The organism is Rhodothermales bacterium (assembly GCA_017643395.1).
Lineage (GTDB): Bacteria > Bacteroidota > Rhodothermia > Rhodothermales > UBA10348 > JABDJZ01.
Genome location: JAEPNP010000007.1, coordinates 95,428 through 113,472 on the forward strand (window position 1 = coordinate 95,428; position 18,045 = coordinate 113,472).

An 18,045-nucleotide genomic window follows, 5' to 3' on the forward strand; every position below is an offset into this window, starting at 1 on the left:
GGAGGCGGCCCAGCACCGCGTAGCCAAAGTTCGAATAGGCGTAGCTGCTGCCTGGTGGAAAATTCAGTGGTTCGCCGAGCATGTAGCGAACGACGATATCCGCGGCCGCCGGGGGTTCTTGCTGGAGCGCCCGGGCGGCCTGCACGGGAATGAACATGGGGTCGAAGCCTTTGTCCCTGTCCCATCCACCGAAGTGGTACAGCAGGTGCCGAATGGTGACCTGCTCCAGGTCCGGGTTGCGCGCATCGCCTGGAGCCGGCTCAAGATCGGGCAGGAAACCGAAAGCGGAATCGTCCAGCCTGATCGTACCCTCCGCAATCAGCTGCATCACGGCAACTGCCGTAATTGGCTTTGACAGGCTGGCGATGCGAAATCGAGTATCAGGCTCTACCCAGCGACCGGAAGGGATGTCGGCCAATCCGTAGCCACGTGCCAGCACCAGCCGCTCGTCCACGGTGACGGCCACGCCGGCGCCGGGAATGTCCCATTCCTTGAGCAGTCCAGGAATCAGGTTGTCGAATGCCGGCAGTCCATCGCCCGTCGAACGCGCCGGCTCCGGCTCCTCCCCGACACCCTGTGGGTCATCCAGACCCGGATCGGGGCCCGTAGAACTGCAGGCGACGAGCAGAAGAGCCAGTAGGAGGAGGAAGCCGCGCATTCCTGTAAGAAAGCACTGTGGCCCCTTCCACACCCCTGACTGTGAGTGTGCGGTCTCCGCCGATGCATCACCGGTCACATCGCAGCGCCTATCGGGTCAAATCCCGGATGACAGACTGCAACGCGCTCCGCAGGTCTTCCTTCAGCCAGTCGCCCCCGTGCCTACGATCTCGCAGAAGCCGGTCCAGGGACACGTCTTCGTAGTCCTGATCCCTGAGATCCCGCACCAGTCGACGGTCCACGCCGAGGATCTTCATGGCGACCAGCCTGTCTGCGGTGAAGTCGTCGAGGCCGAGCGCACTCATCTCGTCCAAATAATCCTGATCCACACGGTAGATCCGGAGTCGGATGGCCTGTTCCGGTGTCAGGCCGCGCAGTCCGAGCTCCCTCATTTCAGCGATGAACTCCGCGTCGACACGGTGAATGCGGAACGCGATGAGGTCTCCGGCTCCGATGTCCGGAAAGCCCATGTCATGAACTTCATCAACGTAGTCCGGGGAGACGCCATGGATGCGAAACGCGGTGTACTGGTCAGGATCGGATGGCCTGACGCCGCGCTCCTGCATCTCGGCAATGAAGTCCGGAGTGACGCGGTGGATGCGGAATCCGACGAGGTCATCGCCCGAGAGGTGGCCGAGTTTCAGACGCTGCATCCCGCGCACGTAGTCGGGAGTCACGCGATGGATCCGGTACGCTACCAGGTCGTCGGGGTCGAGTGACGTCAGTCCCGCGGCGGCCATCTCTTCCACCATGCCCGAAGAGACGCCGTGGATGCGGAAGGCAACCAGTTCATCAGCCGAGACATCCTTCAGGCCGGCTTCGGCCATTGACTCGACGAAGCCGGGGGTAACGCCGTGGATGCGAAACGCAATCAGTTGATCCGGCGATAGTCCGCGCAGCCCGGCCTCGTGCATGGATTCGACAAAGCCAGGGGTCACTCCGTGCACGCGGAAGGCTCGTCGTTGATCGGAAGTCAGCGTGCCCTGGGCCGCGACGGGCCAGGCAATGAGCGCACACAGGAGCAGGGTGGTAAGGCGCATGGCTGGAAGCAGGTTGGATATGCTAATTTGTTAGCACTACGGGAGGAATGCAAGGGGGTTGCAAGCCCCCTGCAACCGCGCTTTCCGGAGCCTGTGAGGCCCCGATTCGGCCTCTCCGATTCGCGGGGTTTCAACAGAATTCTGCGCAACAATCGCCAATTGCTGGCCGTCTATCCGGCAGTTGTCCCGACCGCACCTCTCCCCACGGGACGGTTTCCTGAAACCAATTCTTTGAATGATGCAGATGCAGAACCTGACGAGGTCCCTCCTGATGGGTCTCTTGCTCGTCCTGGCCGGCACCGCGAACGCCCAGTCGTTCGGTGGAGCAGTGGCTCTGACGGGAGACCAACTCCTCATCAGTCGCTCTTCTTCCGGCTCCGACATGGGTACCGTGTTCGTATTCGAGCGCGGGGCCGACGGAATGTGGACCGAGGGCGAGAGCTTCTCGGCCCCTGATGGCGCAGAGAGTGACAATTTTGGCCGCACGCTTGCCGCCACTGATGACCTTCTGGTAGTCGGTGCAACCGGCGCAAACGGTACCGTGGGCGCGGGATACATTTTTGAACGTAACGCCGACGGTGCCTGGGAACTGGGCTGGTCAGGCGTGCCTGAAGGTGTGGACGACGGGGACTATTTCGGTCGCTCGGCTGCTATCGACGGGGACTGGGTCTACATCGGATCTGCCGGACACCGTGCGAACTCCGGGGCAGTGTTTGCCTTCCGCAAGGGAGATGACGGCGCCTGGATGTCGCATTCGCGCATTGAGCAGCCGACGTTTCGCCCCAACGCCTACTTCAGCCTTGCCATGGCCGCGAGCAACGGCAATGTCGTTGTTTCCGCGCCCTTTGTAAGCGGAGGCCAGATTCATGCCTATCGCTACAACGAGGAGACCGATGCGTTCGACTACACGGGGCTTCTTTCGGGCGATGAGGGCCTGCAGTCCCAGGCGCTGGCCGTGCATGGCAATTGGGCCTTTGCGGGCGTGCCCGGCGCCAATGACGGCATCGGCGGCGTGCAGAGCTTCTGGTTTGACGCCTTCGCCGGCTCCTGGATCACGCGGGACATGCTGATGCCGTACGACGGTGTCGGCGGTGCGTTGGGTACGGCACTGGCCGTGGACGGCAACCAGTTGTGGGCTGGTGCTCCCGGCGCCGATGAAGGCAAAGGTGCCATCTACCGGTTCGAAATCGGTGTCGGCGCAATCACGGGTGCATTCCGCACCAGCCTGAACGACGCCTACGCGGCGAGTGGCGGTGGCGCCACGCTGGCGGTCTCCGGCGACGTGGCGGTGGCGGGCGCGCCTTCTGGCGGCCCCAGCGGACTGGTCTACGTGCTTGAGAACGACGGTATGTGGCGGGACGTGCAGATCCTGGGCAGCCAGTCCGGTATGCGCGCCATCACGGGCGGAGAAGTGCAGTGCGAGGACAACGTGGCAGAGGGGTATGACTGCGACAACATCGACCTGCTGTCCTTCCTGCCGGTGCACGAAGTCGGCGGTGGTGCAGGCTCCGGTTCTGGCGTCAAGGTCAACGACATCTGGGGTTGGACCGACGAGGAGACCGGACGCGAGTACGTGCTGCTCGGACGGATCGACGGCACCTCCTTCATCGACATCACCGATGCCTACAACCCGGTTTACCTGGGCAACCTGCCCATGACTGAGGGATCGACCGCCAATACCTGGCGTGACGTCAAAGTCTACATGGACCACGCCTACATCGTCGCAGACGGTGCCGGAGAGCACGGTGTGCAGGTGTTTGACCTCACCCAGCTTCGTGACGTCGATCCCGCCGAGGCACCGCTCGAGTTTGAAGAGACGGCCCGGTACGATGGCATCGCGAGCGCGCACAACATCGTCATCAATGAAGAGACGGGGTACGCGTTCACGGTCGGCAACCAGATGGGTGGCCAGACCTGCGGTGGCGGCTACCACATCATCAACATCCAGGAGCCGGCGAATCCGCAGTTTGCAGGTTGCTGGGGCCACGAGGGTACCGGCAACGCCGGTACGGGCTACTCGCACGATGCCCAGTGTGTGGTCTACCGCGGTCCTGACACCGACTACACCGGTCGCGAGATCTGCATCGGCGGCAATGAGAACTCCATTTCGATCGCTGACCTGACGGACAAGTCGAATCCGGTCGGCATCTCTTCCGCCAGCTACCCGAACGTGGCCTATACCCACCAAGGCTGGCTGAGTGAAGACCATCGATTCCTGTATGTGAACGACGAGCTGGATGAGATTCAGGGCGTCGAAGGCACCCGCACGCTGGTATGGGATGTGTCCGATCTGGACGAGCCCGTACTGGTCAAGGAGCACATGGGTAACAGCGCTTCCAGTGACCACAACCTGTACGTGCAGGACAACTTCATGTACCAGTCCAACTACGCGAGCGGGCTGCGCATTCTGGACATCTCGGATCCGGCCAATCCTCGCGAAGTCGGCTTCTTCGACACGACGCCGGGCCTGTCCAACGGACCCGGGTTCAGTGGATCGTGGTCCAACTACCCGTACTTCCCGTCGGGCACGATTGCCGTCAGTTCGGTGGGCGAGGGGCTCTTCCTCCTGAAGAAGCGCCAGATCGACACGTGACCTGATTCGCTCTCGCGGCGAGTTGAAAAGGGCCTCCGGGATGCTTTCCCGGAGGCCCTTTTTGCGTCAGTCCAGATCGGTCAGCAGTGCGTGATAGAACGCAACGGCCGGGGCCAATTGGGCCTCGGGGAGCCGTTCGTCGACCCCGTGCAGCAGAATCCCGTCTCTTGACGGGAAGACTTCGAATGGGATGAACCGGTAGATCCGGTCTGTCAGCGCAGCAAAATGCTTCGCGTCCGTGCCGCCGGTCGTCATGTATGGCGCGAGCACGACCGAGTCGCCGAATGCCGCGGAGACAGAGCGCACGATGTCGTCATAGCCGGGGCCTGAGGTTGGTGCCACGCCCACGGCCGGGCGTCCCGTCGCAGACGCTACAGTCACGTTCGGGTGCTGTCGCAGCGTGTGCTCCAAATGCGTCACGACGTCGTAGTCCGAGTCGCCCGGCATCAGCCGAAAGTTGATCACGGCGCGAGCCCGATCCGGGAGCACATTCGGCTTGGTGCCGGCATCCAGCATGGTAAACGCCATCGTCGTTCTAATCACGGCGTTGGTCGATGCCGAGCCTGCCAGCACGGCGCGAATCAGCGGGCCAAACAACCATTTGTTGGCAAAGAGCACTCGGTAGTGCAGCGGCATGTGGGGGGCAACGGCCTCGAAGAGAGCCCACGTCGCACCGTCCAGCCGGGCCGGCATCGGTTGTTCGGCGATGTCGTCCAGCGCGGCAGCAAGGTTGCTGATCGCCATCGAGCGCGGAGGAATGGAACTGTGCCCCCCGTCCCCGGAGGCTTCGAGAGTGATGTTCGCGTAGCCCTTTTCTGCAACTCCGACGACGGCCACAGGCCTGGTGACCCCTGGCACTGCGCCGTGCGTCACAAAGCCTCCCTCGTCGAGCACCCAAGCCGGCGCCACGCCCCGAGCGGCCAGGAGGGCGGTGATCGCAGCCATTCCGTGCTCGCCGCCGATCTCCTCGTCGTGCCCGAATGCCAGGTGCACGGTCCTGGCAGGAGTGAATCCCGACTGCACAAGGGACTCGACGGTTTCCAGGATCGCAACGAGCGATCCCTTGTCATCCAGTGTACCCCGGCCCCAGATCGTGTGCCCGTCCCTGTATCCCGAAAATCCGGGATGTGTCCAATCGTCCAGGGAATCCACGGGCACCACATCCAGGTGGGCCATGAGCACGACAGGTGGGAGAGTGGTGTCCTGGCCGGCCCACGTGTAGAGCAAACTCAGATCAGCTACTGTCGCACGATGCAGCGTGCGGTGCACCCCCGGCCACGCCCCCTCCAGGTAGGCATGCAACAAACGGAACGCGGCGGTATCCGCGGGCGCATCCTCCAGCGATACCGTCGGGATGCGAATCAGGCTGCTCAGGTGCTGCGCAGCAAGGGGGGCGTCGGGTGGTGGATCCGTTGCAGGGGCCTCAGGAACGTGCGGACGGAGAAGCAGGCCCCTGACCACGGCAACCAGCAGGACCAGCAGGAGAATGACGCCCAGCCCTTGTAATGCGCGTTTCATGCCTTCGGGGGATTGGGACTTAAGATCGTACCCCCACGTGGCCGATACCCCGTGAAAGCAATCCCGTATCGGCTATGAAACGCCAGGCCCTCACGCTGAACATTCTGCCCCTTCGTCCTCGCTGGACCCGCCTGATCGATCTGGTCAAGCCGGCCCATCAGCCCAAGTGGTGTGACGAATTGGCATGGTTCTGCTAGGCTAGTGGGTGGTCTGGCCCGCGGTCTGCAGGTCGAACCCCGTTAGCATCGCCGCTCCGCGAGCCCGCTGCTCCGGCGAGTTTGCGGCATACATCCAGAATCGTTCGTACCGGCCGGCGTTGAGGTAGGTCTGCATGGTCCCCTGGGACTTGTGCTCAGTGATCAGCCAGTTCACGACGATCTGGTAGTTGAGCCTGCCGTCCAGACCAAGTTTCTGCTCGCGGTCCAACGTGAAGGGCCCATCGTCCGAGAGCACCGTCTCGGGATAGCCTTCAAGGCCCCGGAATTCGATGTCGTCGCTATCCGAGCCTATGAGAGAGCCCACGAGCACGGGGCGCTCGTGCTCCGGCAGCGCCGAGGCGGCCCGGACGGCGAGGATTGAAGCGCCCTTGTGGTGGGCGTGGGTAGTCGGAATCGGGAGAAACGTGAGCACCATGTCATAGCCGCCGTCTGCCATGATTTCGGTGAGGCGCGTCGTCACCCAGTCACCGTCCCAGAGCTCCGTAAAGACGGAATCGACGTCCAGGATGCGGCCAGCGTCCGGTTGGTCGAGGAAGAAGTAGTTGCGGATCCCCACCACGTCGCCACCCGCCATCAATTCCTGCTTGCGGATCTTGGGCAGCACAGTCCTGGCCACATCCGGGTCGGTCAGGTTGAGCCCGTAAATGGGCTCGGCAAGTGTAGAAAAGCGGTATCCGCCAGCGCCGTCGGTGACGAGTGCCAGATCAACGGTCGCTCCGTGCTCTCGCACAGCCTTCCACATGGTCGCCGCAAACATGGCCTCGTCGTCGGGGTGGGCCGTCACTACAAGGATTGATGGAGCATCCTCGAGTGTGGCGCCGGGGGAGGCCAGAAGGGTGAGGGCTAGCGAGAGAAGGGTTAGCATCGGGCTGAATGCAGGTGGCCGCTGTGCTATGATACGTGAGCGAAGCGTGGGGCGTATCGCATCGCATCCGGCCCCGCTCCGCACACGAGCCGTATCCTTCGGCATCAGCATAGTGCAAGAACCCTGATCCGACTGGTGCTCAACCGTCCACGGCAGCCAGGAAATGCGACCTCGGTCAGGACTGAAGAGGTCCAGCTACCGGGTTACTGTTGCCGTCTGGTGGCAATGCTGGTCGGCCTTGCGCTCCTCGCCTCGGAGGCGTCTGGGCAAGCGTTCCGGTGGGCTGAGAGTTCCTACACAGCCGTCACATGGACCACGGCCGATGGGCTACCGATCGACCGGATAAACGACGTGGTGCGGACACCCGATGGCTACGTTTGGGCGGCCACGATTGAGGGGCTGGTGCGCTTCGACGGCGTCCGATTTCACACCTTCAACGGGGCCAATACCCCCGCACTGGAGACGAGCAGGCTGACCCTGCTCCACGTCGACAAACAGGGCACGCTCTGGATCGTGACGGAGAGGCTTTCCGTCATCCGCTACGACGACTACCGTTTCGAGCCGATCACGATAGAGGGGAAGCGGATCAGACTTACAGGTCCTACTCCCCACGTCTCCCAACGCATCCATGAGGATTCCGCTGGGGCCATGTGGTTCGCGACGCCATCGGGCGCCGTGAAAGTGAACTCGGACCAGAGCGTGCTCATGTCTCCAGGCTCCGGGAATGAGGGAGCCGTGTTGGGCATCGGCAGGGCTGTGGGAGGAGGTATCTGGATTTCGTACGAGGGTGGCACGGCGTATCTGCTCGGCGTGGGCGGGACTGTCCAGCGCTTCGGGGGGCAGAGCGGACTCGAGGGGTTCGTTTCACGGGTGTTCGCCGACTCCCTCGACCGTACCTGGGCGGCTGGTGAAGAAGGGATTTTCCGACTGTCTCAGGACGTGTTTCGCCCCGTCCTGGCCTCCGGCCTCCCAGTCGGAAGGGACTATCACTTTGCCACCACATTGACGAACGGCGATCCCTGGTTCGGGACAACGGGAGGGGCAGCGTTTCAACTCGAAGGGGACGAACTGCGGTACGTCCATCACGCCGACAGCATTCCTTTTGTCCGCGCGCCCGCGCCCGGGTCGGTTTTTCGCGGTTATGCGGACTGGCAGGTCCTGGCCGACGGGAGCACTATCGATGTTCTGCACAACAGGACCCCTGTCTACTCTTTTTCCGGGAACATCAACAACATGTGGTCGGGGGAAGCGAATGACGCATGGATTGCCTCGGACGGCGGTTTGATTCACCTCGCCCCGGCTCCGGTATCCGTAATCGATCATCCAGACAGGGATTCAGGCGGGGGATCCGCAAATGTCTACCCGCTGCTTCAGGACTCCAACGGCACCATCTGGGCCGGGCACCTCTGGTACGAGTTGCTCCGAATAGATGCGCAGGGCATAGAGGTTTGGGGTGTCGAGAACCGCGGCGTGGACGCAGGACACCCCTGGTCGCTCTACGAGGACTCCAGCGGGAGAGTGCTCGTAGCCGGGACGGGTGTCTGCAAGCTTCATCCGGGACCGGTCGAGTGCCCTCCCGATGATCTCCGGCCCCCCTCCATTGGAGGAATCCGGGTCATGTGGGAGGACGCCTCGGGTCGTTTCTGGCTTGGCGGCGAAACGGGGATTGCCCTGCGAGAAAATGGTGCCTGGCAGCGCTTCGGTGATGACACGGTTGGCATCTCGAACGCCTGGATCCGCGCAATAGAGGAAGACTCGAACGGCGCTCTGTGGTTTGGCACTAACGGGGGAGGACTGCTCCGGTACCGCGGCAACAGCTTCGAGTCGTTTTCCCGGTCCGATGGTTTCTGCAGTGATTTGGTACGGGATCTTTTCTTCTCTCCCGACGGGGCGTTGTGGGTCGCTACGGAGGACCGAGGACTCTGCCGCATCGCCAACCCGCTGGATCCTGTTTCCGAACTGGAGATCGGCATTGTCGGCACTCCGCAGGGACTGGGCTACGATGGGGTACATGCCGTAACGCTGGATGCCCAAGGACGCCTTTGGATGAGCACAAACAGTGGCATCGGCCATGCGCGCCTGGCGGAACTCACGGAGGTGGCGCTCGACCCGACGTTGGGTGTTCGGTATGTGGCGTATGACGAGCGGGACGGCATGCGCAATCGCGAGGCTAATGGAGGCGTGCAGCCGGCCTCGTTGACCGCCCGAGACGGCACCGTCTGGTTTCCCACCCAGCAAGGCCTCGCGGTCGTCGACCCGGCGCAGGTGAAGTCGACGCCCTGGGCGCCCGTGCTCATCGAGACCATTACCGCGCCCGACACCACATTCTATCCTTCCGATGAGATTCGCCTGACCGCCGAGCAGACTGACGTCGCGGTCAGCTACACCTACCCCCGTTTTCGCAAAGCTGAGGACCTCGCTTTCCAGTATCGGCTTCTTGGCCACAGCGATTGGATTCATGTCGGCTCGGAACGCATCGCACGGTTCTCCGGGGTTCCTCCTGGGGAGACGACATTTCAGATTCGCATCGCGGAAGGGCAGCGGGGGGCTGAAGAATCCGTGACCTCGGTTTCCATATATCGCGAGCCCCGGTTTCGGGAGACCCGCTGGCCCTGGCTGCTTGGGTTCCTCTTCGCGGTGGCGCTGGGCGCAGTGGGAAGCTCAGCCCGGAACACCCGGCTTCGCCGCCGCGCAGAGCGGCTTGAACAGGAAATCCAGCATCGCACGAAGGACCTGCGATCCGCTCTGGACACGGTGGCGGTCCAGGCAGAAGAGCTTCGTTCGTTGGACGAGGCAAAGTCCCGGTTCTTTGCAAATGTGAGCCATGAGTTGAGAACGCCGCTGACGATGATTCTCGGGCCCCTCCGTGGTCTGCTGGAGGGGCGGTATGGAGGAGTCTCCCCCGATGCGGGAGCGCAGCTGGAGGTCATGCTTCGAAACAGCCGGCGGCTGCTTCGGCTCGTAAATCAGATACTCGACCTCGCGGAACTGGACAGCGGACATCTCGCAATTGACGCAAAGCCGCATGACTTATGTCGCTTTGTGGAGCAGCTCACGGAAGCGTTTCAGGGAGCCGCGACCTCCAGGGGCCTGGATCTAACCCTTGACTCGTCCGGACCAATCGAGGTGCCGTTCGATCCTCAGCACCTGGAAGTGATACTCCTGAATCTCATCTCCAACGCCATCAAATTCACGGCCCCGGGAGGAAGGGTTCAGATTCGTCTTGCCATCAGGGGAGGTAACGCTCTCATGGAGGTAATCGACACGGGAGACGGCATCGCGCCGGAGTCCCTGCCAAAGGTGTTCGACAGATTCTATCAGGAGGAAGGCTCACCCGGCACCGGAATCGGGCTCGCGCTGGCAAGGGAACTGGCCCGTCTGCATGGCGGCGAGCTGACGGCAGAGAGCGAGGAGGGGCGCGGATCGACGTTCACCGTCTCGCTGCCGGGAGCGCTCTCCGAGGTCACGAAGGGCACCACAGTCCCGGCCTCCGATCCGATCGACTTGGGTCCCAATCCCGCGGCGAGGGGATCTTCGGCGGCATCCGAGACCACGGATGACGAAGTACCGACCATTCTGGTCGTGGAGGACAATCCGGATCTGCGGGCGTACCTGACTGAACTGCTCGAGCACGAGTATCGTGTTCTCCTGTCCGCGGACGGCGACGAGGCATCTAAACTCGTGGCAAGAGTGCTACCCGACCTCATCCTGTCCGATGTCATGATGCCCGGGATGGACGGGGTTCAGTTGAGTCGCTCGCTAAAGACAGATCGCATGACCGCCCACATCCCGGTTATACTGCTAACGGCCAAAGCGTCCCGAAGAGACGCGTTGGAGGGTTTGCGGGCTGGGGCGGACGACTATATCGCAAAACCCTTTGATCCGGAGGAGCTCCTGGCCCGGCTGCGAAACCAGCTCCGAACGCGGAAGAGCTTGCGGGCCAGGTACCAGGGCGACTCCAAGCCCATCCTGCGCGACATGGACCGGTCAGACGGGGGACTGGTCGCTCAATGCGAGGCTTACGTACGTCGGCGAATGGCTGACCCGAGCCTGACCGTGGAGGGACTGGCAGAGGCGCTGAATCTGACCTATTCAACACTCAATAGGCGCCTGGCTTCCGAAGCTGGCGTTAAAGCCACTCAACTCATCCGCAGGGTACGGCTCCGGGAGGCGGCAACTCTCCTCGAGGAAGGTGCGGGTTCAGTGACCGAAGTTGCCTACGGAGTCGGGTTCAATACGCTCTCGTATTTCGCCAAGTGTTTCAAGGATGAGTACGGGGTTCTTCCTTCGACCCATATGGGCACGGGGAAGCGAAAGTAGGCGGTCAATAGGCCCACGTTCGGGCCGCGAGATGCGTTTGCAAGTTCTGTTGCAACGATTGGCAGTTTCGTGACAGATGCCGGTTGGCGGGCGCTGTAGGCTGGTTCAGCGCTCACCTACACCACGTCCAATGACGGATCCGCTTCCCCCTGCCGTAACGCCCCCTGCTAGAACGGGTCGTCGCTCCCAGGCCCTCGAGAACGAACTGGCGGAACTCGAGTCGCTCGCAGATGCCCGCACCGCTCAGGACCGGGAGAACCGAGGACCGAGGGACAAACAATCCTCTTCGATTCAGGAGATGGACCGCCCCGGCCACAAGTAGCCGCTCTCGGGAAGCCGTCCGAGCTCCAGATGCGCCAACCCGGCGCCCTCAGCCACCACTATGCCATCCGAACCAGCGATGCAAAATTCTGCCCATATCCCAAACTCGGTTCAGTGTTTGTCAGGTGCGAAGGACACCCGCAGAACGTCGCACGATGGCCGATGGGCGATGTGCGTAGTCCTGCTAACATGCCTGGCCGCAGCGCCGGATGCAGCTGCGCAGGTCTCTCTGGCCTCCAACGAGACAGTTGGGGGACCATTGGTCGGTGCCGTGGTGGGGCAGTCGTTTCAGCCGACCAGTTCGGGAATCCTGACGTCGGTGCAGCTGAAGTTCCTCCTCCCTACGGAGGGTTCGGACCAGTTTGCTGTCTATGATGGCGAAGCGGTGGGGGGTACGCCGCTAGCCTCAGGAAATTTGCTGCCAGGTGTAGCTGGCACCTTCGAATCGTTTAAGACGGTCGCGGAGTTTTCCCCCGGGATTCCGGTGACCGCGGGGAAAACATATACCATCACGTTCACGGGAGACCTTTTTCCGCTCAGTCCAGTCGGAGATTTCTACCCACAGGGCAAGGCCTACCTTCCTTCCGGATTCCTCGCGGGAAACGATTTGGCATTCAATATCCTGGGCACGCCCAACGAGGCCCCAACCTTAACCGGGGCACCCTCCGACGTGTCGTTCACGGAGGACACCCCAGGCCAGCTGGACGTTTCCAATCTGGTGGTAGCGGACCCGGAAGACGACAACGTCACACTAACTCTGACTGCATCCGAAGGCACCTTTGCCGCACCTGGAGATGGTTCCATCATTCGCGTGAGTGCGACTCTGGTCAGCCCAACCGTGGTGACACTGTCGGGTACACCGGATGATGTCACCAGCTACCTCGAGACCAGCGTTTTCGACTGGACGCCTGCCCCTGACGACTATGGCGAGGACAGCTCCACCATCGAAGTGGTAGCAAACGACGGCAGTTCGAATTCAAACGTCTTTATCATCAATGTCGATATCACGCCCGTGAACGACCCCCCGACGGTCGCGGGGCTCTCCGCGGACGTCACAATCCTAGAGGATGCAGAGACAGGCATCCTGCTCGGCGGCACCATTACCGACGCTGATGGCGACGAACTTACTGTGATACTGACGGCCAGCGCCGGTGCGTGGTCCGCCCCCCTTAGCGGGACAGACATAGGGTCGGGCGTCACGGCCACCAAGGTGAGCGATACCGTAGTCTCGTTGGTCGGGTCGCCGGCAGACATTACGACTTACCTCGCGCACACTACTCCGCCACCGCCGAAGCTCCAGTACACAGGAGATTCTGACGCCATCGGAGTTGGCGCCGCGACAATCACCATCGTTGCGAGGGACAGCAATGGATCGGGTGATGTTAATCTCGGCTCTGTCAACGTCAACATCACGGCCGTCAACGACCCACCATCGTTTACCGAAGGGGGCGACATCACCGTAAACGAGGACTCTGGGCCCTATTCGGCGACCTGGGCGACCGACCTGGTAGCAGGTCCGCCCGATGAAAGCGGGCAGTCTCTCAACTTCCAGGCAACCTCCACCAACCTCGAGCTCTTCAGCGTCGCACCAGCCCTCAGTTCCGACGGCACGTTGTCCTTCACCCCGGCCCCCGACGCAAGCGGAACTGCTGTTGTTACGGCTACCCTTTCAGACAATGGGGGGACCGACAGTGGAGGCGATCCTGATGCGGCGCCTGTCAGCTTCTCGATCGAAGTCCTTGAGGTCAACGACGCCCCCTCAGTTACACTTGGCCCTGATATCACCGTGGCGGAGGACTCGGGCGACACATTCCTTTCCGGCTGGGCCACGGACGTCAGCGCGGGGCCGGCCAACGAATCCGGCCAGGCAGTTTCTTTTGACGTGTCGACAGACCACTCGCTATTCAGTGTAGCGCCACAGCTCTACAGTGATGGTTCCATCAACTTTGTGCCTGCGGAGCATGCTTTTGGGACCGCCACGGTCACGGTAACCGTCCGTGACAGCGGACCGAAGGACGGCGATAATGTCAACACCGCGGGGCCGCTGACCTTCGACATCGTCATTACCCCGGTCAACGACGATCCCGCGATAACCGGGCTGCCTTCGGAGGTGGCCGTCGTAGAGGACACGGCAAGCCCGCTAGGGTTGGGATCGGCAAGCTTCGAAGACCCGGACGGCGAGGACATTACGGTCACACTGACGGTCAGCGCCGGCACATTCGCGACCCCTGGAGACGGCTCCGGGGTGGGAGCCGGGGTACAAGCGACCCTTGACACCGCGACATCGGTGCGCCTTGTCGGATTGCCCTCCGACATCAACTCCTACCTGGATACCGCCTCCAACCTCACATACACAGGACCGCCGGATGTGAACGGGTCCGCCGCGGCTACCCTATCCATCGTAGCAAACGACGGTTCGGGCGCGGGCGATCTGAATCTGGCGACCCTCGACATCAACATCGCTTCGGTCAACGACGTGCCCGCCGCGACGGGCCTGCCGTCGGATACGACTGTTCCGGAAGACTCGGAGGCCAACATCGACCTTAGCGGGACCGCGGTCGAGGACGTCGATTCTAACTCAATCACGGTGACGCTGACGGTAGACCGTGGCACGTGGTCCGCGCCGGCATCCGGCGCCGGCATTGGTGCCGGGGTGTCTGAGGCGTTGCTCAGTGGGTCAGTCCTCACGCTTTCCGGCGCTCCGGCCGACATCAGTTCCTACCTCAGTACGCCTTCGCACGTCCGGTACACAGGGGCCGCAGACTCAAATGGAGAGGACGCCGCGGTCATTGGGGTCGCCGCCAATGATGGGGACGGCTCCGGGAGTGTAACGCTGGGTAGTGTGAACATCGACATCACTGCCGTAAACGATCCGCCCAGCTTTTCGGCGGGTTCCGACCTGATCGTTGGGGAGGACTCCGGCGCGCAATCCGTTCCGAACTGGGCGACAAGCATCCGCAGTGGTCCTGCAAACGAAGCCGACCAGACGCTGACGTTTTCGCTCTCGTACGACAACTCGAGCCTGTTTTCCGCCGGACCGGCCATCGATGGGGACGGCATGCTCACCTACACCCCGGCCGACGACGCAAACGGTTCGGCGACCGTGACCGTGACGCTGTCGGATGACGGCGGGACCAGCGACGGTGGGTTGGACACGTCGGCCCCGGAGAGCTTTACGATCACGGTAACTCCCGTCAACGACCCGCCGACGATCACCTTGGACGCGAACCCGGCCGTGTTGGAAGAAACAGGCGCCGTACTCGCCGGATGGGCCACAGGCATCAGCCCCGGACCCGTAGACGAGGCGTCGCAGTCGCTTTCCGTGATCGTCACTGCGGCGAACACGGCGCTGTTTCAAGAGCAGCCTGCCCTGGACCTCTCCACCGGGACGTTGACGTTCAGCCCAGCGCCCGACCAGAACGGGACCAGTGAGGTTTCCCTGGAGCTTTCCGACAGCGACGGAGCATCCACGTCCGAGACGTTCACCATTGAGGTTGTTCCTGTCAACGATGCCCCATCGTTCTCGCCGGGTAACGACCTGACGCTCCCGGAAGACGCGGGTTCGCAGTCCATCACGGGATGGGCATCTAACGTTTCTTCCGGTGCCGCGAATGAGGCCACTCAGTCGCTCAGCTTCCTGGTCATCGCGTCCAACCCGGCGCTCTTCTCCGAGCTACCAAGTCTCGACGTCTCAGGCGCGCTGACCTTCATTCCTGCTGCCGACGCCTCAGGAGTGTCTACGGTCGGTCTGCGACTCCGTGATAACGGCGGCACGGACAACGGTGGTGTGGACACCAGCGAGTCCGCATCGTTCACAATTACCGTGTCCCCAATCAACGACCCTCCGGTCCTGACTCTTCCCGGCCCGCAGTCAGTGGATGAGGACGGAGCGCTGGTCATCAACGCGTCGGTTCAGGACGTCGATTCGGCATCACTCACCGCCCGTGTAGCCGCCACTTCCTCCCTGGAGCTGGCATCCACCAGCGGAATCACCATCTCTGACGGAGCGTCGGGATCCTCGTCGGTGTCTTTCTTTGGCTCTCCGTCCTCAGTAGCCAGGGCGCTCGCTTCCATCACGTACCGACCCGACCCGGACTTCGTCGGTGAAGGTTCTCTGTCTGTCTCTGTTTCGGACGGCCTGGAGACCATCTCCGGGACCGTGCCGATCACGGTCATATCCGTTAATGACGCGCCGATCGCGGTGCCGGATGAGGCCTCCACGTTTTCCGGAGAGTCGATCGTGGTCCGTCCGCTGCGTAACGACTCCGATCCGGAGGGCGATCCGCTCTCCGTACTTTCCATCGGCCAGCCATCCTCCGGGATCGCGACACTGAACCCGGACTGGACGGTCAGCTACCTGGCTCCGGCGGATCTGGACGCGCAGGTCGAGATCACCTACGTCCTGTCCGACGGCTCCGATACCACGCAGGGTATCATTACGGTGCGCGTCAACGGCCCGGGGCCAGACGGAGACGGCATCGCCGGCTTCGTCGAAGCCGGCGCACCCAACGGAGGAGACGGCAACGGCGACGGGCTCCCGGATGCCGAGCAGCGAAACGTAGCGTCCATCCCGGTGGCGACGGGCGACTTAACGGGCCAATTCCTGACGCTCGCCACCGAGGCCAATCTTTCGTTTGAGCAGGTGTTGTCCGACGAGATTCCGGATCCCGAGAACGCTCCTGCCGACGCTGCCTTCCCGGTGGGGCTGGTGTCGTTCACCGTCAGCAATCTTGAGGTAGGTCAGTCAACCGTAGTGACGGTGATTCTGCCACGTGGGGCGACAGTGGTTTCCTGGTACATGTACGGACCTACAAGTGTCAATCCGGCACCGCACTGGTACGAATTCGACTGGGACGGCAAGACCGGGGCTGTAATTCACCCCGAAACCGCCTCGGATCCGCCCAAGGTTGACCTTCACTTCACCGATGGCCTTCGCGGGGACCACGACCTCCTCGCCAACGGCATCATTGTCGATCCGGGAGTTCCAGTCTTCAAGCAGAACTCGCTCCCGCTCACAGCAGCCGATACGGCGACAATGGACGAGGACACCTCAACCACGGTGTTGCCGTTGGCGAACGACACGGACCCCGACGGGGACACTCTCATTCTTCGGTCCATCTCGACAGCGAGCAGCGGGACAGCCGTCATGAAGGCGGATGGCTCCGTCACCTACACGCCCAAGCCCGACTTTTTCGGCTCCGACCAGATTGTGTATCGGGTATCGGACGGGTTCGGCACCTCGGTGCAGTCGACCATCAGCTTTGTTGTGGAGGCGGTGGAGGACCAGCCCGTTGCAGTGGCCGACTCGGCAGAGACGACTGAGGATGCCAGCGTCACGATTCCGTTCCTCGGTAACGATTACGATCCAGATGGGGATCACTTCTACCTGGCGTCCCTTGACGACCCCCAAAATGGTCGGGCGGTCTTTGTCGGTCAGCATAACTTGGTGTACATCCCGAATCCGGACTTTGCGGGCACGGATACATTCACCTACTCCATCGCCGACCGGCCCGGAGTCGCGGTGGTCGGCACGGTCACCATCACTGTGCGGGCCACCAACGACGCGCCCGTCGCGGTGGCAGATTCGGTGCAAACGTCCGAGGACACGCGCCTTGTGGCTGCCCTGCTTCTTAACGATCTCGACGTCGATGGGGACACGCTCCGAGTGACGGCGGTCTCACAGCCTGCTCACGGTGCGACAGTGATCCAGGCGGATGGAACCGTTTCTTACGTTCCCAATGAGGACTTCTTCGGTAGCGACCGATTCACGTATGTGGCGGGGGACGGTCAGTCAGAATCGGAGGAGACAGCGGTCATTGTAACAGTCTCCCCCGTAAACGACGCTCCTGTGTTTGAGGCACAGCCTCTCTCGGGGCCGGGAGGACCCATCGTATTGGCGGCCAACACGTTCGAGTTGGCCTACCTGGACGCGACCGATGTGGACGACAGGGCTCTTGTGCATGTATACGAGTTGGCGTCCGGGCAAGACTTTCTCGAAGTGTTGTTGAGCCGGGAAGCATCAGGAGGCCAAATCCGTCTGGATGCGGACACTGAGCTGATTCCCGTTCTTGAGGCCGCGGGTTTGTCGGTTTCCCAGGACATTACCGTCTATCAACGCATGACCGCTACCGACCCGGCAGGTGCCCGGGCAGTCTCAGAGCCGGTGGAAGTGACCTTCGCCCGGGGAACCGCAACCGGTCTTGAAGAGGTCGATGTCCCGCAGGATTACTACCTGAGTGGCAACTACCCGAACCCGTTTAATCCGTCCACCACGCTGGTATTTGGCCTACCCGAAGCCACTCTGGTCAGGGTGGAACTCTACGAACTCACCGGCCGTCAGGTCAGCACGCTGCTGCACGAAACACTCCTGGCAGGTCACCACAAAGTTCCGGTGAGGCTCTCGGGTCTCCCCACGGGTGTTTACCTGTACCGCCTGGTTGCCGGAGAACGGGGCTTCTCCAGGCTCTTGCATCTGGTGAAATAGTCCGGGGTCTCGTTGGAGGCTCCGGCTAG

7 protein-coding genes are annotated in these 18,045 nt (G+C 62.2%); 4 read left to right on the forward strand and 3 right to left on the reverse strand.

The genetic code is table 11. The annotated features are described in order from the left end of the window. Positions 1–746: 746 nt before the first annotated feature. Positions 747–1,697, reverse strand: a complete 951-nt coding sequence (locus JJ896_17795; protein MBO6781516.1) for a hypothetical protein — start codon at positions 1,695–1,697, stop codon at positions 747–749. 238 nt (positions 1,698–1,935) lie between these two features. Between JJ896_17795 and JJ896_17800 the strand changes: the two genes are divergently transcribed. Then, entirely contained in the window at positions 1,936–4,290 is a 2,355-nt protein-coding gene (locus JJ896_17800; protein MBO6781517.1) for a choice-of-anchor B family protein, read from the forward strand. 66 nt (positions 4,291–4,356) lie between these two features. Here JJ896_17800 and JJ896_17805 read toward each other — a convergent pair whose 3' ends face one another. After that, a complete protein-coding gene (locus JJ896_17805; GenBank protein ID MBO6781518.1) occupies positions 4,357–5,808 on the reverse strand; it encodes a M20/M25/M40 family metallo-hydrolase in 1,452 nt (483 codons plus the stop codon). Between the two features lie 198 nt (positions 5,809–6,006). Continuing rightward, positions 6,007–6,891: a PIG-L family deacetylase gene (locus tag JJ896_17810; GenBank protein MBO6781519.1), complete on the reverse strand. Its 885-nt coding sequence runs from the start codon at positions 6,889–6,891 to the stop codon at positions 6,007–6,009. A 225-nt stretch (positions 6,892–7,116) separates the two neighbouring features. Between JJ896_17810 and JJ896_17815 the strand changes: the two genes are divergently transcribed. The 3 genes from JJ896_17815 (at position 7,117) to JJ896_17825 (ending at position 18,016) form a co-directional block, all read left to right on the forward strand. Continuing rightward, a complete protein-coding gene (locus JJ896_17815; protein ID MBO6781520.1) occupies positions 7,117–11,211 on the forward strand; it encodes a response regulator in 4,095 nt (1,364 codons plus the stop codon). Between the two features lie 130 nt (positions 11,212–11,341). Further along, a complete protein-coding gene (locus tag JJ896_17820; protein MBO6781521.1) occupies positions 11,342–11,533 on the forward strand; it encodes a hypothetical protein in 192 nt (63 codons plus the stop codon). A 168-nt stretch (positions 11,534–11,701) separates the two neighbouring features. Then, positions 11,702–18,016 carry a tandem-95 repeat protein gene (locus JJ896_17825; protein ID MBO6781522.1) on the forward strand — a complete coding sequence of 2,105 codons (6,315 nt, stop codon included), beginning with the start codon at positions 11,702–11,704 and terminating at the stop codon, positions 18,014–18,016. The last annotated feature ends 29 nt before the right edge of the window (positions 18,017–18,045 follow it).